The following is a 20,628-nucleotide window of genomic DNA, read 5'->3' as shown; positions in this document are numbered from 1 at the left end:
GGGCGCGGGACTCACCCGTGCACAGATCCGCCCGGAAGGCCCCGTTCGGCCCGGAGCCGTCCGGGCCGGTCAGGGCGCCGGCAGCCCGGGGCCGTCGAGCTCCCCGAGGGCCAGGTGGGCGAGGACCACCTCGTACAGGTCCCGGCCGCCGGCGAGGAGCTGGCGTTCCAGGACGGGCTCGGCGCTGCGCACGTGCTCGCGCACGGTCTGGGGGTGGACGCGCAGCCGCCGGGCGGCGCGTTCGGCGTTGCCGCCGGCCGCGATCCAGGCGCGCAGCGTCCGGCGCAGATCGCGGGCGTCGGTGTCGAGGCGGGCGAGCAGGTCGCTCGCCCAGACGCGCAGGGCCGGTCCGGCCAGCAGGGCGCCGAGTCCGTCCGGCGCGGGGGCGTCGGAGGCGGGCGGCTCCGCGGGGCGGACGGCCTGGGTGTTGAGGGCCAGGTGGACGGCGGCGCGCGCGGCGAGGTCGGTGAAGTCGGTACGCAGCAGCCCCTCGACGCGTTCCATGCGGGCGCGCACGGTGTTGCGGCTGACGCCGAGGACCTTGGCGGTGCCGACCGCGGTGAACTCCAGGCCGAGGCGGGTGGTGGCGAGGAGCTCGGCGCGGGTGTGGTGCGGCAGGGTGTCGAGCGGGCGCAGCAGGCGGGCGGTCCAGCCGTGCAGGGCGGCGGTGTCCATCAGGCGTTCGGGGCGGGTGCGTTCGGCGTAGACGGCCGCCCTGTCGGTGCGGTGACGGGCGACCGCGAGGGCGCTGACGGCCTGCCCGTAGGCGGTGGCGGTGCGGTCGAGGCCGACCGGGGCGCTGCCGCCGAGGAAGGTGCCGGGGTGCCGCTCCAGCAGGGGCCGCAGGCGCGCGGCGACGGTGTCGTCGACGGCCACGACGATGACATGCCCGTCCATCGCCGGGCAGCGCACCACCAGGGCTCGGTCGTCGGTGGCGGTCAGGCACTCGGCCGCGAGCCGGTCGCGGCGCTCGGGGCGGGTCTCCACGACGTAGACGCATGCGGTGTCGGTGTCGAGGAGGCCGGGCCAGCAGCCGGCCGCGACCCGGCGGGCGGCGACGGTGTCCTCGACCATGAGCAGCTGCAGGACGGCGAGCCGCAGGTCCGCGGTGGCGCGCTCCAGGCGCCGGCCGGTGGCGGCGGTGTCCCGAAGACGCAGCAGCAGTGCGAGGACGGCGGCCGTGCGGGCGACGATGTCGGAGGCCCGGCGGTCGAAGGGCTCCGGGCGGGAGACGGCAAGGACGCCGGCCGGGCCCGGGGACGGCTGGTCGAGACGGATCAGGCGCAGGTGCCGGCCCCCGTCCGTCCAGGCGGCGGAGGCGAGGCGGCCGCCGGCGACGTCCGCGACCAGGCCCGGTTCGGCGGGGAGGCCGGGGCCGGCGAGGAGGGTTCCGGTGCCGTCGCGCAGCGAGACGGCCGCCTCGACGGTGGCGGCGAGCCAGCCGACCACCTTCTCGACGTCACCGTCGGCCGACTGCAGCTGGTCGAGGAGCTGCTCCGCCCAGGGGGCGTCCGTGGGGCGGGGTGTGTCGTCCCGGCCGGGCATGTGGGTGTCTCTCCTCGTCGCTGGTGTCGCTGTGTCGTTGGAGTCGCTGTGTCGCTGGTGCGGAGCCGGGTTGGTGGCCCGGCGCACGGCTGGAACCGGGGTCCCCCGACGCTGGTGCGCGGCCCGGGCTTCCTCGGCGCTGGTACGGGGCCCGGGTGGTTCCGGGCCGTCCCGAGGGGGCTCCGGGCCGTCCCGTGGGGGCTCCGGGCCGTCCCGTGGGGGCTCGGGGCCGTCCCAAAGTGGCTTTGCGGTGTCCCGGGTGGGTTCCGGGCCGTCGGTCGGGGACGTTACCTCACCGGTCGGCGCCGCCCGGGACCGTCGCCACCTGCCCGAACGCGGGACGCGTGCCCTCGCGGGCGCCCCTGGCCCGGCCCGGGGCATAAGCTCGGCGGATGGCGAAGTACTACGACGTGCACCCCGACAACCCCCAGCCGCGCACCCTCTCCCAGGTCGCGGCCGCCATCCGGGCGGACGCCCTGGTCGCGTACCCGACGGACTCCTGCTACGCGCTGGGCTGCCGGCTCGGCAGCCGGGACGGCATCGACCGGATCCGGACCATCCGCCAGCTCGACGACCGCCACCACTTCACGCTCGTCTGCCAGGACTTCGCGCAGCTCGGGCAGTTCGTGCGGGTGGACAACGACGTGTTCCGGGCGATCAAGGCGTCCACGCCGGGCGGCTACACCTTCATCCTGCCCGCGACGAAGGAGGTGCCGCGGATGCTGCAGCACCCCAAGAAGAAGACCGTCGGGGTGCGCATCCCGGACCACGTGGTCACCCAGGCGCTGCTCGCGGAGCTGGGCGAGCCGCTGCTGTCCAGCACGCTGCTGCTGCCCGGCGAGGAGGAGCCGATGACCCAGGGCTGGGAGATCAAGGACCGGCTCGACCACGTGCTGGACGCGGTGCTGGACTCCGGGGACTGCGGTACCGAACCGACGACCGTCATCGACTTCTCGGGCGGCGAGGCGGAGATCGTACGGCGGGGCGCGGGGGACACGGCCAGGTTCGAGTGAGAGCGGCGGGAGCGGCGGCATCGCCCCGGGCGACGCAGGCAACGAAGCGTCGGGGACACGGCGGTGACGGTAGGTCAGATCGTCACCCGCCGTGTCGCCGGCCGGGCGGCGTTGTTACGGTGCACCGATGTCTGACTCCTCGCGCGACACCGCGGCGGGCGCCGGCTGGGGCGCCGCCGACCGGGGCACCTACCGGCGGCTGATGCCGGGGCGGGTCGAGAAGATCTCCTGGCTCGACCCGCGGCTGCTGTGGGCCGCCCGCAACGGCGTGCTGGCCTCCTGGTTCGGTGACCCCACCGGCCGCATCCGGTCCCGGTGGGTGGCACAGCGGGCGGCGGCCGGGGCGCCCGCGGACAAGGTGATCCGCCGCGACGACCCGGACCGCTTCTCCTTCATGGTGATCGGCGACCCCGGCGAGGGTGGCGAGCCCCAGTACGCGGTGGTGCCCGGACTCCTGACGGCCGGTGAGGGCTCCGCTTTCGCGGTGGTGGCCAGCGATGTGATCTATCCGGTGGGCAGCGCCGACGACTACGACACCAAGTTCTTCCGGCCCTACCGGGACTATCCGGCGCCGATCTACGCGATCCCCGGCAACCACGACTGGTACGAGGGCCTCGGCGCCTTCATGCGGGTTTTCTGCGACGACGCGCCGCCGCTGCCCGCCGAGCCGCGGCCCCGGCCGCTCACCCGCGCCTGGCTGCGCTCCCTGCTGTGGCACCGGCCACGCCCCGGGGACGGCGAACGCCTCTCCGAGGCCCGGGGGGTCCGCTCCGCGCCGGTTCTGCGAGCCGTCCAGCCAGGGCCGTACTGGGCGATCGACGCGGGGCCGGTGCGGATCGTGGGCATCGACACCGGGCTGCTCGGCACGCTCGACGCCGAACAGGGCGCGTGGCTGCGCGAGGTGTCCCGGGGGCCCCGCCACAAGATCCTGATCACGGGTTCGCCGCTGTACGTCGACGGCGAGCACCACCCGTGCCCCGTCGAGGGCGGCGGCACCGTCGACGACATCGTGCGCGCGCCGGAGCACCGCTACGTGGCGGTGATCGGCGGCGACATCCACAACTACCAGCGCTATCCGGTGCGGCTGCCGGACGGACGCACCCTGCAGTATGTCGTCTCGGGCGGCGGCGGGGCCTTCACGCACGCCACGCACACCATCCCGCGCGTCGACGTCGCCGGCGTGGCCGAGGACGACTTCCGCTGCTATCCGCTGCGCGGGGACTCCCTGGCCTTCTACAGCCGCCTCTACGCCCGCCGGCTGCGGCTGCGCCGCTTCCTCGCCCTCAGCGAGGACGAGGCGACGGCGGTGGTGGAGGAGCGGCTCGGCATCCGGCCGGGCCGCGCGCCGGCCCCCGGGGCGCGGGTGACGCGGCGGACGCGGCTGGTCGCCGGCCTGTTGGGCACCGGGCGTCGGCCCGGCCGGGCCAGGCGGTTCCGGCTGCCGGTGCGCAAGATGTACGCGCAGCTGTTCTCACCGGGCTCCGCGACGTACAGCCCGCCGTTCTTCAAGTCCTTCCTGCGCGTGGACGTCTCCCCCGAGTCGGTGCGGCTGCGCTGCTACGCCGCCACGGGCAACCGGGCGCAGGAGGTGGACCCGCCCGTCGAGGACGAGGTCGTGATCGCGTTGGCCGGGAGCGGCCCCACGGTCGGTGAGGAGCCGCCGCCCGGCATCCGGGCGGCCTGAGACCCCCGGCGTGCGCCGGGCCGGTCACCAGCGGCCCGGCGCGGTGCCGACGAGCGGCTCGGAGGGACTGCCGTCCACCCCGACCGGCACGTCCCCGGCGAGCATCACCCGGTGCATGATCCTGGGCGCGTCGAGACGGGTGGTGTCGGCCGGGGCGAGGTGGATGGTGGCCCGGTTGTCCCAGAAGGCGACGGAGCCCGGCTCCCAGCGGAAGCGGACGGTGTACTCGGGCCGCACCGCCTGTTCCAGCAGCATGTCGAGCACGGCCCGGCTCTCGGGGCGCGACAGGCCGGCGATCTGCTCGACGTAGTAGCCGTTGACGTACAGGATCCGTTCGCCGGTCTCCGGGTGGATGCGCACCAGCGGGTGCACGGAGGCGACCTGGTGGTCGAGGAGGTGGCGCAGGTAGGCGTCGTCGCCGGTTCGGGCCTGGTAGCCGACGCCGAGACGGTGCTCGGCGCGCAGCCCGTCGACGAACCGCCGTACGGGTTCGGAGAGTCCGGCGTACGCGGCGGCCAGGTTCGCCCACGTGGTGTCGCCACCGTACGGGGGGACGGTCTCGGCGCGCAGGACGGTCGCCGCGGGCGGGTCGACGCGGGCGCCGTGGTCGCAGTGCCAGCCGCGCAGCAGGGTGTGCCGGCGGCGGCGCAGCCACTCCTCGTGTTCCATGCCGAACCGGCCGCCGAGTTCCAGCCGGTCGGCGGTGGTCTCGACCTCGGGGACGTCGGCCGGTGAGGCGCCGCCGCGCCGGCCGAGCACGACCGGCTCGCCGAACCGGCGGGCGAACGCCACGTGAGCGGCGTGGTCGAGTTCCTGGCCGCGGAAGAAGACCACCTTCCAGCGCAGCACGGCCGCCCTGATCGCGGCGACCGTGGCGTCGTCGAGCGGGCCGGCCAGGTCGACGCCGCCGATCTCGGCGCCGATGTGCCCGGCGGCCGGTCTCACATCCAGCGCGGTCGGTTCCTCGGCTGTCTCCCGGTCCGTCGTCATGCGCGCTCCGCGGGTCGTGGTCGGATTACCGCTCCGGGAAGATCGTGGCAGCGGACGGGCGCGATGGCGACAGGGCACCGTCGCACGGTCGCCGCACACCGGTCGAGGTCATCACGATTTCGGCTGAACGGTCATGGGAATCGGCGGACTTGCTGCCCCTGTGCCACCACGGGGTTACCGTATGTCCCCCAGTTCGCGCGTCAAGGAGTCGAAGCAGAGGCCCGGTCGATCACGTGACAGACTCTCGTCCCACCGTGGTAATCCTCACCGCACTGCGTCTGGAGTACGACGCAATGCTGCGGCATCTCGCGCACGTCGAACAGCGGGAGAACGACGCGGGGACCGTCTTCGACGTCGGCCGGCTGCGCGGTACCGGGTGGCGGGCCGCGCTCGCGCTGATCGGGCAGGGCAACATCGCGGCGGCCGTGATCACCGAGCAGGCCCGGGCGATGTTCCGCCCCGCGGCGCTGCTGTTCGTCGGCGTCGCGGGCTCGTTGAAGGACGACGTCGAGATCGGCGACGTGGTCATCGGCACCCACATCTACGCCTACCACAGCGAGAAGCACGACCCGGGGGTCAGCCTCGCCCGGCCCCGCGTGTGGGAGACCCCGCACTGGCTGATGCAGCGCGCGATGCGCGTGGCCGAGGAGCCGGGGTTCCGGGTGCACCACAAGCCGATCGCGGCCGGCGAGGTGGTGCTCAACGATCCGCGCTCGCCGCTCAAGGAACAGCTCGCGCACCACTACAGCGACGCCGTCGCGATCGAGATGGAGAGCGCGGGGGTCAGTCAGGCGGCGCATGTCTCGCGGATGCAGACCCTGACGATCCGCGGCATCAGCGACAAGGCGGACGGGCGCAAGCACGCCGCGGACGCGGCCGGCAAGCAGCGGATGGCGGCCGAGCACGCGGCGCTGGTGGCCGTGGCGGTGCTGCGCGAAGTGGGCCAGGCGCTGGTCCTGTTCACCCCGTGGGGCGGGACACCGGTGGGCGCGTTCGCCGAGGTGGCAGACAGACCGCCGGTCGGCGCACCGACGGACCGTCGTCCGGCCGGGGTCGTGCACGAGGTGGGCAACGAGGCCGGGAACGAGGTCACGGACGAGGTGCCGCCCGCGGTGCGGCTCCCCGACGCGGCGGTACGGCCGACGGCCGTCGCGAGCGGCACGGGCGGCGGCACGGGCGGCGACACAGGCGGCACGGGCGGCACAGGGGCGGCCGGTGCGACGGGACACGGGCCCGCGGCGGGCACGGGCGACGCGGGGTTCCGCTCTTCCCCCGCTCCGGTCGACGGGACGCCGCCCCCGGCCGACGCCGGACCGCGGACCGTCGGTGACGGCCCGTTCGCGGCCGACGCCGGCACCGAACCCGCCCGCGGCACCGGACCCCGGGGTGCCTCCGCCGGCGGCGGGTCCCGTGCGGACGACGCCGGTGCGGCGCCGGGCGCCGGGACCGGGTCCCGTGGCGCCCGTGCCGGAACACCGCGGACCGACGGCGCCGCCGCATCCCCCTCCCCCACCGCATCCACGTCCCCTGCGGCATCCGCCTCCCCCGGCATCCCCTTGCACCCCGGCGGCGCCGCGCCCGGCACCGCATCCGGCTCAGCCGCCGGTGGTGCGGCCCCGACGGCGGACGGTGAGGCTCCCCGGCCGCGGCCCGGCCGCCGGCCGGCGAAGCCGTCGGGGAGCGGGACGTTCCGGCTGCTGTCCCGGCCGTTCGGCTCGCGGCGGTCGGCCACCGCGACCGTGCTCGGGGTCGCCGCGGCCGTCACCGCGCTCGTCCTGGCCCTGCTGCCGTCCGGCGGGTCGGACGACGGCGAGGACGGGGTCCGTACCACCAAGGCGGGCTCGGCGCTGGCCCCGTGTCCCGCGGCACAGGCCGACGTCACCCTGCGGATCGCGGCGTCCGTCGACCTGTCGACGCCGCTCGGCGACGCCGCCACCGGGTACGGGGCCCGCAGGAGCGACGGGCACTGTGTGAAGGTCGTCGTCGCCGGCGTCAACTCCGGAACCGGGATGCGCGCGCTGTCCCGGGGCTGGTCGGAGGACGACGGGCCGACGCCCGACGTGTGGTCGCCCGCCGGACGCGACTGGCTCGCCCTCGCCCGGTCGCGGGCCACGCCCCAGGCGCTGAAGGTGCTGCCGGAGACGGCCGAGCCGATCGTGACCAGCCCGCTGACCATCGCCATGCCCAAGAAGATGGCCCAGGCGCTGGGCTGGCCGGAGCAGCGGATCGGCTGGAAGGACCTCGCCCGGTGGGCGCAGGACCCGAAGAACTTCTGGGCCGAGCGCGGCCAGCGGCAGTGGGGTGCCCTGAAGCTCGGCAAGACCAACCCGAACTACTCGACTTCGGGGCTGAACGCGACCGTCGGCGCGTTCTACGCCCGCACCGGCACCAGCGCCGAACTGTCCGTCAAGGACATCGACGACCCGGACAACCAGGCGCTGGTGCGGGACATCGAGAAGTCGGTGGTGCACTACGGGGACGACACGCTGACGTTCCTGTCCAACCTGCGCGCCGCCGACGACCACGGCGGCTCGGACGAGGCGCTGGACTACATATCCGCGGTGACGGTGGAGGAGGCCGCGGTCGTCGCCTACAACCAGGGCTACCCGTGCGGCTCGTACTCCACCGACGGCACCCGGGGGTGCGCGCGCACCAGCCCGCCGACCACTCCCCTGGTCTCGCTGTACCCGAAGGACAGCAATCCGGAGAGCGACCACCCGTACGTCGTCCTCAACGGGCTGCCGGCGCCCAAGCAGACGGTGGCCGCGGACTTCCTCGCCCATCTGCACACCCGTGCCGTGTTCGACCGGTACTTCGCGCCCTACGGCTTCCGCACCCACGACCGGCTGCCGGGCTCGGAGGTCACCACGGACAACGGCGCCCTGCCCGACACCGAACTCTCCCCCTACCGCGCGCCGCAGGGGCCGGTCCTGGACCGGATCCAGCAGGCGTGGTCCCGGCTGCGCCGGCCCGCCAACGTACTCGTCGTCATCGACACCTCGCTGTCGATGGAGGACAAGGTGCCGGGCACCGGCAGGACCAAGATGGAACTGCTGAAGGAGGCCGAGCCTGCGCTGTTCGGCGGGTTCGGGGACGCCGACCGGGTCGGGCTGTGGCGGTTCTCCAACGCGGCGAACATCGACGGCGAGCACCACTACCAATCGCTGGTGCCCATCGGGCCGATGTCCGCCGGCCTGGCGGGCGGCGGGTCCCGCCGCGAGCAGCTCACCAAGGAGGTGAAGGGGCTCGTCCCGAACGGCGCCACCGGGCTGTACGGCACGGTCGACGCGGCCCTGGCCACCCTGCGCGGAGGCTACGCGGCGGACTCCATCAACGCGCTCGTGCTGCTCACCGACGGGCGCAACGAGGGGGTGCCGGACACGCCGACGCTGGACGACGTGCTCGCCCGGATCGACGGCATGAAGGAACAGATCCGGATCTTCACCATCGCCTACGGTTCCGAGGCGGACGAGCAGGACGCCGGCGGCCGGACGGTGCTGGAGAAGATCGCCGCCGCCGGCGGGGGCCGGGCCTACAAGGCGCAGGACCCGAAGGTCATCAGCGATGTCCTCACCAGTGTGATCTCCAACTTCTGACCGGCGCGGCCGTCCGGGCCGCGCGCGGCGTCCGGCCGACCGGTTCACGGGGGCGGCGGTCGCCCCCGTTCGGCCCAGAGGGTCTTGCCGACGACGGTCCGCCGGCCGCCCCAGCCCTGGGTGAGCTGGGCGTCAAGCGGTCGGCGGGACCGCCGGGACGGGTGGGTCCCGCCGCCCGGCGGTCAGCGGTCAGCGGTCAGCGGTCAGCGGTCGACAGTCAGCGGCGCGGGTGGCCCGTCGGCCCGGCGGTTGCGGACGCGGGCGGGCGGGTCAACCGGTTGCGCGGCGGGCGCGCAGCGCGGCGAGGGCCCGGTCGGCGTGGGTGTTCATGCGCAGCTCACTGCGGACCACCTCCAGGACGGTGCGGTCCTCGGCTATGACGAAGGTGGCCCGCTTGGTCGGCGCCAGCGCGAAGCCCCGTGACACCCCGAACCGGTCCCGCACCGCGCCGTCCACGTCGGACAGCAGCGGCATGCCGAGGGTGTGCCGTCCGGCGAACTCCTGCTGCCGGTCGACGGAATCACCGCTGATGCCGACGGGCCGCGCGCCGGCCTCGGCGAACTCCGCGGCGAGGTCGCGGAAGTGGCAGGCCTGAGCGGTGCAGCCGGGGGTGAGGGCGGCCGGGTAGAAGAACAGGACGACGGGGCCGTCGGCGAGCAGTGTGGTCAGGGTGCGCGGAGTGCCGGTCTCGTCGGGCAGCGTGAAGTCGTCGACGCGGTCACCGGCCTTCGGGACGCGGCTCATGCCCGGCCCTCCGCCCGCTCGGCCACCCCGCGGGCCCACAGGACGAGCGGCACCTGCAGGGGCAGCCTGCCGAGGGCCGCCGCCCGCTGCGGGGCGGGGCGCTCGCGCCAGTCCAGCGCCATCTTGACGTTGGCCGGGAACACGCCGACGAAGAACGCCGCCGTGGCCAGCGCGGCGGCGCGCCGGGTGCGCGGCAGCGCCACCCCGGCCGCCAGCACCAGTTCGGCGGCGCCGCTGGCGTAGGTCCAGGCACGGGGCGAGCCGGGCAGGGCACGCGGCACGATCGCGTCGAAGTTCCTCGGCACGGCGAAGTGGGCGGCGCCCGCCGCGGCCAGCAGGCCGGCGAGCAACAGGGGTGAGCGTTCGGACCGGGGCACGGTTCCTCCTCCGATGGACGGGCGCGCGATATTACTCGACGGTAGGGGCGTGGTGGCAGGCGCCCCTCGGCGGACGCCGTCACGGGTGGCGCTGCCCGTGCCGCCGGTGCTGCCCCGGCGTGCGGCCGGACGGCCGGCGGAACATGCCGGTGAACGCGCCGGCCGACGACCAGCCGCAGCGGTGCGCGACGACGGTGACGGGGGCGCCGTCGGCGAGCAGGCGCAGGGCGTGGTGGAGGCGGGACCGGGTGCGCCACTGGGGGGAGGTCATGCCGGACTCGGCGCGGAAGAGAACCGCTGAGAGTGCGTTCGCCGGCGCCGGTCGCGGCGCCGAGGTCGACGACGGTGAGCGCGGTGGCGGCGGAGGCTGCCCCGTTCAGGGGAAACCAGCCGCCCGGGGGCGTGCGCACGGGCGGAGCCGTCGACAAGTGACCCGTGGAGCTGCCCCTGATCGCACCGATGCTCGCCACCCCGGGCGGGTTGCCGTCCGCCTCGCAGGACGCGCGGTGGGCGTACGAGACCAAGCAGGACGGCCAACGGGCCGTGGTGTATCTGCCCGGGGACGGCGGCCTGGTGCTGCGGGCCCGTTCGGGGGAGGACATCACCGGGGCCTATCCGGAGCTGCGGCCGCTGGGCACGGCGCTCGGCGGGACGCCCGCGGTGCTGGACGGGGAGATCCTGGCGCTCGACGCGCGGGGGCGGGCCGACTTCCAGGCGCTGCAGTCGCGGATGGGACTGGCGCACGCGCCGGCGCGCGCGGAGCGGCTGGCGGCCCGGGCGCCGGTGCACCTGGTGCTGTTCGACGTGATGCACCTGGCGGGGCGCGCGCTGCTGCGGCTTCCGTACGTCCGGCGTCGCGCCGAGCTGGAGGGCCTGGAACTGACGGGGCCCACGTGGTCCACGCCGTCGGCGCTCGTCGGACACGGCCCGCAGGCGCTGGCGGCCACCCGGGAGCACGGCCTGGAGGGGCTGGTGTGCAAGCGGCTGGACTCGCCCTACGAGCCCGGTGTGCGTTCCCGGAACTGGATCAAGATCCGCAACATGCTGGGCGTGGACGTGGTGATCGGCGGATGGTCGCCCGGCAGGGGCCGGCTGACGGGAACCTTCGGCGCCCTCCTGGTGGGGCAGCGCGCCGGGACGGCCCTGCGGTACGTCGGCGGTGTGGGCACCGGCTGGAGCGAGGCCGAGAGGGCCGATCTGGCGGCGCGGCTGCGGGACATCGCGACGCCCCGCTGCCCCTTCGACCCGGTGCCGCAGGTCACGGGCGCGCACTGGGTGGAGCCCCGGCTGGTGGGCGAGGTCCGGCACAGCACCCGGACCCGTTCGGGGCTGCTGCGTCAGCCGTCCTGGCTGCGGCTGCGGCCGGATCTCACGCCCGAGGAGTCGGCGGCGGACGTCCCCGACGGCACCGGCTGACCCGGGCCGGCTCCCGCCCACCCGTCTGTCGAGCCGGGCTTCACCGCGAGTACACCCCCTCCTCTTGGCATGGACGCGATAAGCCGGGAAGCTGAACTCCGTTTTGCATCCCAGCCGTTGGGCTGCACTCGGATTCTTCGAGGAGGACGCAGTGGCGTCACCGTCGTTCAAGGCACACCGCAGGAGATGGCTCACCGGACTCGCCGGTGCCGCGGCGCTCGTGCTCGCCGTCCCCACCGTGGCCCACGCCGCGCCGCCCCCGGCGCTGCCGCAGAACGCGACCCAGGAGGAGCTGACGTACCGTCCGGCGTTCGACTACGACACCGACGGCTGCTACTCCTCCGCCGCGATCGGCCCCGACGGCACGGTCAACGGCGGCCTGAAGCCGACCGGCGCGCTCAACGGCAACTGCCGCGACGCCGGTGACCTGGAGAACACCAACAGCTACTCGCGCGCCAAGTGCGACCACGACTGGTGCGCCTACCTCTACGGCCTGTACTTCGAGAAGGACCAGGCGCTGCCGGGCATCAGCCTCGGCGGGCACCGGCACGACTGGGAGCACGTGGTGGTGTGGGTGCAGGGCGGCCAGGTCCGGTACGTGGCGACGTCCAACCACGGGTCGTTCACCGTGCACGCCGCCTCCACCGTCCGCTTCGAGGGCACGCACGCGAAGGTCGTCTACCACAAGGACGGCATCGGCACCCACTGCTTCCGGCTCGCGAACGGCAACGACGAGCCGCCGGAGAACCACCGGGGCACCTGGCAGTACCCGCCGCTGGTGGGCTGGGACGGCTACCCGGCGGGCCTGCGCGACAAGTTGAGCTCCCACGACTTCGGCAGCGCACACTTCGGCCTCAAGGACGCCTCGTTCGCCGGCCACCTGGCGGAGGCCAAACCGTCGGGCATCGCCTTCGATCCCTACGCCTGAGCACCGTCCGAGGGAGCCGGCCCCCTGGTCCACCGGGGGGCCGGCCGCCCATGACGGCCGGAACAGTGGCGTCCCCCGGCCTGGAACGAGGGCGCGATCCGCTTCTACGACCGGCTCGGGGCGCGCGCCGTGCACAAGGTGCGGTACTTCCCGGACGTGGACCGGTGAGCCCGCGCGAGGGTCTATCGTGTCCCGCATGCCCTCTCACCGCCTGATCCGGATCGTCTCCCGGGACTCGCCCATGGCGCTGGCCCAAGTGGAACGGGTGCGCGCCGAGTTGGCCGCGGCGCAGCCCGGCGTGCGCACCGAGGTGGTGCCGGTGCGGACCACCGGCGACAAGTGGCTGGGCGACCTGTCGAAGGTGGAGGGCAAGGGCGCGTTCACCAAGGAGGTCGACGCCGCGCTGCTGGCCGGTGAGGCGGACCTCGCGGTGCACTGCGTGAAGGACGTCCCGGCGGACCGTCCGCTGCCGGCGGGCACCGTGTTCGCCGCGTTCCTCAAGCGCGACGACATCCGTGACGCCCTGGTGCACCCTCGGGGACTGACCCTGGACGAGCTGCCGGCCGGGACGCGGATCGGGACCTCCTCGGTGCGCCGCGCCGCCCAGCTGGCCGCCAGCCATCCGCAGCTGCGGTGCGTGCCGTTCCGGGGCAACGCCAACCGGCGGCTGGAGAAGCTGGCCGCCGGGGAGGCGGACGCGCTGCTGCTCGCCGTGTCCGGCCTGGAACGCATCGGCCGGACGGACGTGATCAGCGAGGTGCTGTCGCCGGAGACGATGATGCCGCCGATCGGCGCCGGCATCCTCGCCCTGCAGTGCCGCGAGGGCGACACCGCCCTGATAGAGGCGGTCAGCGCCCTCGGCGACCCCGCGACCCACCGGGAGGCGACGGCCGAGCGCATGTTCCTGCACGTCCTGCAAGGGCACTGCAACAGCCCGATCGCCGGCTACGCCCACGCGGAGCGGTCCGGCGACCTGTCGCTGCGCGCGTGTGTGTTCACCCCCGACGGCAAGACCCGGCTCAACGCCCACGAGTGGGCGGGCCCCCTGGACCCGGCCACGCTGGGCACCTCGGTCGCGGTGACCCTGCTGCGGCAGGGCGCCCGGGAGCTGATCGACGGCATCCCGCACTGATCCCCGTCCGGGTCAGGCGGTGCCCTCCTCCGCCTGGCGGCGCAGGAAGCAGCTCACCTGGTGCGCGAGCCCGTCGGCGAGCCCGTCGTGTGCCGCGCCACCGGCCGGGGCGGCGACGGACTCCCCCTGGGCGCCGATACGGCCGGTCCACATCCGGCGCTCGCTCCACTCGTCGTCGACGCGCAGCTGGATCTGGACGTCGATCTGGCCGAGGGCCGCCTCGGGGCCGGCCGCGTACAGCACGGCGGTGGCCCGGCGCAGCGGGTAGACGTCGAAGCCCTCGATGAACTGGGTGCTGCGCCAGTCGACGAACGCGCTCTCCCCGTCGGGGCCCGTGCGCACATCGATCTGACCGTCCTCCAGATGGACGGTGCGGGGCCGGTCGCCGCGGTTCTCCACGGTGACGCGCAGCCGGAAGTAGGTCAGTCCGTCGGCGGCGTCGTCGCGTCCGCGCGGCGGCTCGCCCCGCTCCAGTCGGTGGACGCGCAGACGCAGACCGGCATGCTCCTCGTACTCCTGCCAGTCCCCGACCACGTTCGGCTCGTACACAATCCGCCCTCTCGCCTGCTCCCGGGCTGCTTCCTATCCGTGTGCTCAGCACACTGTCAAATGAGCGGAATGCGCTGTGGCCAGGGCAATCGCCCCTTTTGATCGATGATCAAGCGCTGCCCAGCGGTAATCCGCCAGGCGCTCCCCGAAGCCGCCCGGGCGGGCGTGCCGCACATCACGTCGACCGGCAAGATCATCGGTTCGCCCGTACGTGTTTCGAACCACCCGGTCGGGGGAACGAGACCAGATGTGCTTCGGACCGGAGGCACCTCCGCGGGTTCCCGCGCGGCGGCTCCGGCAGTTCTGCGTGGTCCGAGCGCGCTTTCCCACGGTGCCCGTCCCCACGGCACACCCCTGAGGGAGGCGCGCACGATGCGTCCCACCGTCAGAACGCGACCGCATCCGCACGACGACGCCCCGGACACCACCGCCGGCTTCACCCGGCTGGCCTCCACGCCCGAGGGCACGGAACGCCAGGCACTGAAGGACGAACTGGTCCAGGCATGGCTGCCGATGGCCGAGCGCATCGCCGTCCGGTTCCGGGGCCGCGGCGAAACGCTGGAGGACCTCTACCAGGTTGCGGCACTCGGCCTGGTCAAGGCCGTCGACCACTACGACCCCACGCGTGGCCGCGCCTTCGAGGCGTACGCGGTACCGACGATCACCGGCGAGATCAAGCGGCACTTCCGCGACCACATGTGGACCCTGCACGTGCCGCGCCGCGTCCAGGACCTGCGCAACCGGGTGCGGCACGCGGTGAAGGAGCTGGCGCAGGTCACCGAGGGCCGGGAGCCGACGGTCGCGGAGATCGCGGACCACGCGCAGCTCACCGAGGAGGAGGTCCGCACCGGCGTGGAGGCCCTCGAGTGCTTCTCCGCGCTGTCGCTGGAGGCCGAGCTGCCCGGCACCGAGGGCTACGCCCTCCAGGACGCGCTCGGCGACCGCGACCCCGGCTTCGACACGGTGGTGGACCGGGTCGCCGCCGCGCCCTGTCTGCGCGCGCTGCCCGAGCGTGAGCGGACCATCCTCTACCTGCGCTTCTTCCTGGGGATGACGCAGAGCCGGATCGCCCAGCACCTCGGCATCTCGCAGATGCACGTCTCACGGCTGCTCAACGGCTGCTTCGACCGCCTGCGCGAGGAGATCCTCGCCGGGTCGCGCTGAAGACGGGGCACGCTGAGCGGCGAAGGCGCTGAGCAACCGGCCGGGACGGGCCGGCGGTCCGTCCCGGCCGGTTCACTCCGTCGGCGGCGCCCCCGGGATCTGGGTGGGGCCGAGCCGGTCCAGGCAGTCCTCCAGTGCCGCGTGGATCTCCAGCGGCATCCGTCCGGTGCGGCCCCAGAGGAGGATCAGCTCGGCGACGTTGCGCAGCTTGATGTTGGTGTGCTGGGACACCTCCCTGAGCACCGTCCACGCCTGGTCGGGCGAGACCCGGCCGAGGGCCACGACCATGCCGATGGCCTGGTCGACGACAGCGTGCGAGGCGACCGCCTCCTTGAGCTGGTCGACCTCTTCGCGCAGTTGCGCGGCAGTTTCGTCGGGTGTGCCCCGCGGTACTCGTGCCACGACTCCATCGTGCCACCGGCCCTCTCGGCAGGCGCCCCGAGCGGTTCCCGTCGGACACTGGGAGCACGACCACCCCACCCCCGGCCGGCAGCCGACCAGATCAGGACGCGAGCCCATGAACCAGCCGTCTTCCCCTCCCGGCACGACCCGGGTCACCACGCACTCCGTGTTCGGAGCGCCCTGCTGGGTGAGTCTGACCAGCCGTGACCTGGAGGCCACGCAGGACTTCTACGGTGCGGTGTTCGGCTGGCGGTGGCGCAAGGGGCGGCTCGGCGACCGCTTCCGGATCGCGCTCGCCGACGAGATGCCGGTGGCGGGGATCGCCGCGGTCGCCACGATGTGGCAGATGGCCGTCGCCTGGACGCCGTACTTCGCCGTGCCCAGCGCGGACGTGGCCGCCTCCCGGGTGCGCGAGCGCGGCGGCACGGCGGCGGTGGGGCCGATCTCGCTGCCGCCCGGGCGGGCCGCGCTGCTCGCCGACCGGGACGGCGCGACGTTCGGGGTGTGGGAGGGCGAGCTGATCGGCAACTGGGATCTGTGGCGCTCCTCGGCACCGGCCTTCATCCGGCTGCACACCCGCGACGCGTTCGCGGCCGCCATCTTCTACGGGGAGATCCTCGACTGGGCCACCGACCTGCCCGGCTGCTGCGAGGTGCACTACGAGGGCGACGAGGTGGTGCTGCGCAGCGGCGGCGACGTGGTGGCGCGGATCGTCTCCGGGGCTCTGGAGGCGGCGCCCGACCCGACGATCCGGCCGCACTGGCAGGTCCACTTCGCCGCGCCCGACGTGGAGGTCTGCGCGCGGACGGCGGAGAAGCACGGCGGCAGCGTGCTGCAGGTGACCGAGGACGAGGCGGTGCTGCGCGACCCGGACGGCGCCCAGTTCACGGTGACGTCCCGCTCGCGCCGCTGACCCGTCCCCGAACCGACGACCGCGGACCAGCCCCTTGGTGGGCCGGTCCGCGGTCGCGTGGGAGCGCCGGTCAGTCCCGGGCGCGCGTGGAACGCGGGGCCCGGGCGCGCGAGGAACGCGGGGTGCGCGAAGGACGGCCGCGGGAGGGCCGCGACAGCACCATCAGGCTGCGGGGGATCAACCGCACCAGGGCACCCGCCTTGTACTCGGTCTCGTCCGGGCCGCCGTCCGGCTCGGCGGTGTCGACGCACACGGTCCACCGCTCCCCGTAGGCCGCCGGGGGCAGCCGGAACCGCGCCGGCTCCCAGTGGCCGTTGAACAGCAGCAGGAAGGAGTCGTCGACGACGGGCCGGCCGCACTGGTCCGGTTCGGCGATGGCGTCGCCGTTGAGGAAGGCCGACAGGCAGTGCGCGTCCGGCTCCTGCCAGTCGGCGTCGGTCATCTCCCGCCCGTCCGGCAGCAGCCACACCAGGTCGGGCAGCGGCTGGTCGGCGTGGGTGACCGTCTCGCCGAGGAAGAAGCGGCGCCGGCGCAGCACCGGGTGGGCGGCGCGCAGGGCGAGCAGCCGACGGGTGAAGTCCACCAGGTGGCGCTGGTCGTCGCCGAGCCGCCAGTCGATCCACGACAACTCGTTGTCCTGGCAGTAGGCGTTGTTGTTGCCGCGCTGGGTGCGTCCGAGTTCGTCGCCGTGCAGCAGCATCGGGATGCCCTGGGACAGCAGCAGCGTCGCCAGCAGGTTGCGCTGCTGGCGGGCGCGCAGCGCGAGCACCGCCCGGTCGCCGGTCTCGCCCTCCACGCCGCAGTTCCAGGACCGGTTGTGGCTCTCGCCGTCCCCGTTGCCCTCGCCGTTGGCCTGGTTGTGCTTGTCGTTGTACGAGACGAGGTCGCGCAGGGTGAACCCGTCATGCGCGGTGACGAAGTTGACGCTGGCGCGCGGCCGGCGCCGGCTGCGGGCGTACAGGTCGGAGGAGCCGGTCAGCCGGGAGGCGAACTCGCCCAGCGAGCCGGGCTGGGCGCGCCAGAAGTCCCGCACGGCGTCCCGGTAGCGGCCGTTCCACTCCGACCACAGCGGCGGGAAGTTGCCCACCTGGTAGCCGCCCTCACCGACGTCCCACGGCTCGGCGATCAGTTTGACGCGGCTGATCACCGGGTCCTGCTGGATCAGGTCGAAGAACGCCGACAGCCGGTCCACCTCGTGGAACTGCCGGGCCAGGGTGGCCGCCAGGTCGAAGCGGAAGCCGTCGACGTGCATCTCGGTCACCCAGTACCGCAGTGAGTCCATGATCAGCTGCAGGACGTAGGGGTGGCGCATCAGCAGGCTGTTGCCGGTGCCGGTGGTGTCGTAGTAGTGCGCCCAGTCGCCGTCGACGAGGCGGTAGTACGAGGAGTTGTCGATGCCCCGGAAGGAGAGCGTGGGCCCTTGCTCGTTGCCCTCGGCTGTGTGGTTGTAGACGACGTCGAGGATGACCTCCAGGCCGGCCGCGTGCAGCGCCTTCACCATGGCCTTGAACTCGCTGACCTGCTGACCCCGGGTGCCGCCCGCCGCGTAGGCGTTGTGGGGCGCGAAGTAGCCGATGGTGTTGTAGCCCCAGTAGTTGGACAGGCCCCGGTCGGTGAGGACGCCGTCCTGGACGAACTGGTGGACCGGCATCAGCTCCACCGCGGTCACCCCGAGGTCGACGAGGTGCCCGACGACCGCCGGGTGGGCGAGTCCCGCGTAGGTGCCCCGGAGTTCGGGGGGTACGTCGGGGTGGGTGCGGGTCAGGCCGCGTACGTGCGCCTCGTAGATGACCGTGTCGGCGTACGGCTGCCGGGGCGGGCGGTCGCCGCCCCAGTCGAAGGCCGGGTCGGTGACCACGCCGAGCAGGGTGTGCCCGGCGCTGTCGGCCGGATCGGGGCGGTCGCCCGCCCGCTCGAAGAGGGAGGCGTGGTTGTCGACCTGTCCGTCGACGGCGCGGGCGTAGGGGTCGAGGAGCAGCTTCGCGGGATTGCAGCGGTGTCCGGCGGCCGGGGCCCAGGGCCCGTGCACCCGGTAGCCGTAGCGCTGGCCGGGGCCGACCCCGGGGACGTAACCGTGCCAGACGAACCCGTCGACCTCGGTGAGCGGCAGCTGCCGGGCCCGTCCGGCGTCGTCGACGAGGACCAGCTCGACGCGCTCGGCGACCTCGCTGAACACGGCGAAATTGGTGCCCTGGCCGTCGAATTCGGCACCCAACGGGTAGGGATGCCCGCTCCACACGGGCACCCCTGCCTTCCTGTTCCGCCCCCCGGTCACCGGGCGCCCCCGGCGGCGCCGGCGAGTACGGCGACGGGTACCGCGCGCGGCACCTGGAGCCCCTCACGCAGGCTGGGCGCGGGCGCGACCGGCACCAGCGGGGCGCGCTCGTCGGCGCGGGCGCGCTGCGAGAACCAGATGACGTTGCCGCCCCCGTTGGTGGCGCAGCACCCCCAGCCGTCGCTCATCGCGGCGATGCGGCCCAGGCAGGCGCGCAGGTCCGGGTCGGGACGCAGGTCCCGGTCGTGGCCCCCCACGGCCGTGATGAGGTGCTGGCCGTTCCACCACATCTCGATGGAGGTGTTCTTGTCCGTCGCGTGCTCGTCGATGGCGCGCAGCAGCATCTCGGCGCCGCGGCAGACGGGGTCGACGAGTGTGTCGAGGTCCCAGTACCGCAGGTGAGCGGCCAGGATGCGCCTGACCTGTCCGACCCGCTCGGGGCTGACCTCCACGTCGAGGTGGTAGTAGCAGGGCACTGCGGTCTTCATCTCGTTGGCTCCTCACCGCGAGGCTCGCGCTGCCGGAACACCCGGGTGGGCCGGGCTGAGGGATGCGGAGCGTGAGCACGGTTCGCTTCTGAGTCACCTCCACGGTGCAGGGGTTAGTCCATTCGTGCAACACGAGGGGCCGATGAGAGTGATGGGGCTCCCGATGCGGTAGTTGAACCTCCAACAGGACGTTGGGTCGTGGTCCGTGCACCATGAGTAGCCATGGAAGCTCGCGAGCCCCGGCAGGCGGACGGCGTCATGCTGCTGCCCTCGAAGGCCGAAGTGACCCGGCAGTTGCGGCGGTACCGGACCTGGGAGCAGATGATGCTCGCCTCCCCCGCCGACCGTGCCGTGCGCGCGGCCTTCGAGGACTCGGGCTACACCTTGTGCGTGCTGATGGGGAAGCGGTGCGCGCGGGAGGCCGCGGACGCCGCCGAGCACTATCTCGGCGCCGGCCGCGGGGCGACGGCACGCACCGGCACGCCGGGGCGCACCCGGCCCGGTCCGCCGTCGATACGGCGGTCACCGGAGACCCGGGCGGGGAGGTAGCCCCCGTCCGGCGCAGGACCCAGGCCCGATCGGCGGGCCCGGCGCGACTACGGCGGAGGTGAGACCTGATGAGTGCGACCCCGGCCATCGGCCGTATCCCGGTCCGGGACGTCCGTCCCGCAGTGGAGTGCGGCAGGCGTCCGGCGAAGGCGGTCGTCGGTGAGACGTTCCAGGTCACCGCGACGGTGTTCCGTGAGGGACACGACGTCGTCGCCGCCAACGTCGTACTGACCGCCCCCGACGGCCGGCACGGCCCGTGGACCCCGATGCGCGAACTGGCGCCCGGCACCGACCGGTGGGGCGCCGAGGTCACCCCGGACTCCGAGGGACGCTGGACCTACCGGGTGGAGGCGTGGAGCGATCCGATCGCCACCTGGCGCCATCACGCCCGCATCAAGATCCCGGCCGGGATCGACACCGGGGTGGTCCTGGAGGAGGGTGCCGACCTCTACGAGCGGGCCGCCGCCGGAGTGCCGGAAGGCCCCGACCGCACGACGCTGCTGACGGCCGCCGCGACGCTCCGCGACGACCTGCTGCCGGTGTCCGTGCGGCTGGCCGGAGGACTCGTCCCGGAGACGGACCAGGTGCTGGCCCGCCACCCGCTGCGGGAGCTGATCAGCGCGTCGGATCCGCTGCCGCTGCTGGTGGAGCGGGAGCGGGCGCTGTTCGGTTCCTGGTACGAGTTCTTCCCGCGTTCGGAGGGTACGCCCGAGCGCCCGCACGGCACGTTCCGCACGGCCGCCCGGCGGCTGGAGCCGATCGCCGCCATGGGCTTCGACGTGGTGTATCTGCCGCCCGTCCACCCGATCGGCACCACCTTCCGCAAGGGCCGCAACAACACCCTCAGCGCCACCCCTGCCGAT

At 74.0% G+C, this 20,628-nt stretch carries 18 protein-coding genes and 1 pseudogene; 10 read left to right on the top strand and 9 right to left on the bottom strand.

Features of this window, described 5'->3' with window-relative positions:
* Window positions 1-69: 69 nt before the first annotated feature.
* Window positions 70-1,545, bottom strand: a complete 1,476-nt coding sequence (locus tag ACSLTV_RS19505; RefSeq protein WP_432135383.1) for a helix-turn-helix domain-containing protein — start codon at window positions 1,543-1,545, stop codon at window positions 70-72.
* Between the two features lie 392 nt (window positions 1,546-1,937).
* Here ACSLTV_RS19505 and ACSLTV_RS19500 point away from each other — a divergent pair, with 392 nt between their 5' ends.
* Both ACSLTV_RS19500 and ACSLTV_RS19495 read left to right on the top strand, forming a co-directional pair.
* A complete protein-coding gene (locus tag ACSLTV_RS19500; RefSeq protein ID WP_432135384.1) occupies window positions 1,938-2,558 on the top strand; it encodes an L-threonylcarbamoyladenylate synthase in 621 nt (206 codons plus the stop codon).
* A gap of 127 nt (window positions 2,559-2,685) precedes the next feature.
* Complete coding sequence (locus ACSLTV_RS19495; protein WP_435612555.1) at window positions 2,686-4,242, top strand: metallophosphoesterase family protein; 1,557 nt, start codon at window positions 2,686-2,688, stop codon at window positions 4,240-4,242.
* A 24-nt stretch (window positions 4,243-4,266) separates the two neighbouring features.
* Here the strand turns inward: ACSLTV_RS19495 and ACSLTV_RS19490 are convergent, their stop codons facing one another.
* Complete coding sequence (locus ACSLTV_RS19490; RefSeq protein WP_435612554.1) at window positions 4,267-5,232, bottom strand: TauD/TfdA dioxygenase family protein; 966 nt, start codon at window positions 5,230-5,232, stop codon at window positions 4,267-4,269.
* A gap of 254 nt (window positions 5,233-5,486) precedes the next feature.
* Between ACSLTV_RS19490 and ACSLTV_RS19485 the strand changes: the two genes are divergently transcribed.
* A complete protein-coding gene (locus ACSLTV_RS19485; protein WP_435612553.1) occupies window positions 5,487-8,828 on the top strand; it encodes a VWA domain-containing protein in 3,342 nt (1,113 codons plus the stop codon).
* Between the two features lie 270 nt (window positions 8,829-9,098).
* Here the strand turns inward: ACSLTV_RS19485 and ACSLTV_RS19480 are convergent, their stop codons facing one another.
* From ACSLTV_RS19480 to ACSLTV_RS19470, 3 genes and pseudogenes are all read right to left on the bottom strand, one after another.
* Window positions 9,099-9,572 (bottom strand): peroxiredoxin, encoded by a 474-nt coding sequence (locus tag ACSLTV_RS19480; RefSeq protein WP_432135388.1) that lies wholly within the window; start codon window positions 9,570-9,572, stop codon window positions 9,099-9,101.
* Entirely contained in the window at window positions 9,569-9,949 is a 381-nt protein-coding gene (locus ACSLTV_RS19475) for a DoxX family protein (protein ID WP_432135389.1), read from the bottom strand. Before ACSLTV_RS19475 ends, ACSLTV_RS19480 begins: the two co-directional genes overlap by 4 nt.
* A gap of 79 nt (window positions 9,950-10,028) precedes the next feature.
* Window positions 10,029-10,290: pseudogene (locus ACSLTV_RS19470) on the bottom strand (helix-turn-helix transcriptional regulator); the annotation flags it as partial.
* Window positions 10,291-10,384: 94 nt separating this feature from the next.
* Between ACSLTV_RS19470 and ligD the strand changes: the two are divergent.
* The 3 genes from ligD (at window position 10,385) to hemC (ending at window position 13,425) form a co-directional block, all read left to right on the top strand.
* Entirely contained in the window at window positions 10,385-11,365 is a 981-nt protein-coding gene (gene ligD, locus ACSLTV_RS19465; protein WP_435612552.1) for a non-homologous end-joining DNA ligase, read from the top strand.
* A gap of 151 nt (window positions 11,366-11,516) precedes the next feature.
* Window positions 11,517-12,293, top strand: a complete 777-nt coding sequence (locus tag ACSLTV_RS19460) for an NPP1 family protein (RefSeq protein WP_432135391.1) — start codon at window positions 11,517-11,519, stop codon at window positions 12,291-12,293.
* Between the two features lie 196 nt (window positions 12,294-12,489).
* Window positions 12,490-13,425 carry a hydroxymethylbilane synthase gene (gene hemC / locus ACSLTV_RS19455; protein WP_432135392.1) on the top strand — a complete coding sequence of 312 codons (936 nt, stop codon included), beginning with the start codon at window positions 12,490-12,492 and terminating at the stop codon, window positions 13,423-13,425.
* A gap of 12 nt (window positions 13,426-13,437) precedes the next feature.
* Here hemC and ACSLTV_RS19450 read toward each other — a convergent pair whose 3' ends face one another.
* Window positions 13,438-13,974 (bottom strand): hypothetical protein, encoded by a 537-nt coding sequence (locus ACSLTV_RS19450; RefSeq protein ID WP_432135393.1) that lies wholly within the window; start codon window positions 13,972-13,974, stop codon window positions 13,438-13,440.
* Between the two features lie 372 nt (window positions 13,975-14,346).
* Between ACSLTV_RS19450 and ACSLTV_RS19445 the strand changes: the two genes are divergently transcribed.
* Window positions 14,347-15,138, top strand: a complete 792-nt coding sequence (locus tag ACSLTV_RS19445; RefSeq protein WP_432135394.1) for a SigB/SigF/SigG family RNA polymerase sigma factor — start codon at window positions 14,347-14,349, stop codon at window positions 15,136-15,138.
* A 72-nt stretch (window positions 15,139-15,210) separates the two neighbouring features.
* Here the strand turns inward: ACSLTV_RS19445 and ACSLTV_RS19440 are convergent, their stop codons facing one another.
* Window positions 15,211-15,540: an ANTAR domain-containing protein gene (locus ACSLTV_RS19440; protein ID WP_432135395.1), complete on the bottom strand. Its 330-nt coding sequence runs from the start codon at window positions 15,538-15,540 to the stop codon at window positions 15,211-15,213.
* A 115-nt stretch (window positions 15,541-15,655) separates the two neighbouring features.
* Between ACSLTV_RS19440 and ACSLTV_RS19435 the strand changes: the two genes are divergently transcribed.
* Window positions 15,656-16,453: a VOC family protein gene (locus ACSLTV_RS19435; protein WP_432135396.1), complete on the top strand. Its 798-nt coding sequence runs from the start codon at window positions 15,656-15,658 to the stop codon at window positions 16,451-16,453.
* 70 nt (window positions 16,454-16,523) lie between these two features.
* On the opposite strand, the gene glgX is transcribed toward ACSLTV_RS19435, so the two are convergent.
* Entirely contained in the window at window positions 16,524-18,698 is a 2,175-nt protein-coding gene (glgX, locus tag ACSLTV_RS19430; RefSeq protein WP_432135397.1) for a glycogen debranching protein GlgX, read from the bottom strand.
* 26 nt (window positions 18,699-18,724) lie between these two features.
* Entirely contained in the window at window positions 18,725-19,216 is a 492-nt protein-coding gene (locus ACSLTV_RS19425; protein ID WP_432135398.1) for a pep a2, read from the bottom strand.
* A 258-nt stretch (window positions 19,217-19,474) separates the two neighbouring features.
* Between ACSLTV_RS19425 and ACSLTV_RS19420 the strand changes: the two genes are divergently transcribed.
* Window positions 19,475-19,765, top strand: coding sequence for a DUF5133 domain-containing protein (locus tag ACSLTV_RS19420; protein WP_432135409.1), 291 nt, complete (start codon window positions 19,475-19,477; stop codon window positions 19,763-19,765).
* 68 nt (window positions 19,766-19,833) lie between these two features.
* Window positions 19,834-20,628, top strand: a 795-nt coding sequence (locus ACSLTV_RS19415; protein ID WP_435612551.1) for a maltotransferase domain-containing protein, incomplete at its 3' end; no start/stop codon positions are given.

This window comes from Streptomyces sp. bgisy159, assembly GCF_965341775.1.
Taxonomy (GTDB): Bacteria; Actinomycetota; Actinomycetes; order Streptomycetales; family Streptomycetaceae; genus Streptomyces.
This window is presented reverse-complemented; position numbering and strand designations above follow the sequence as displayed.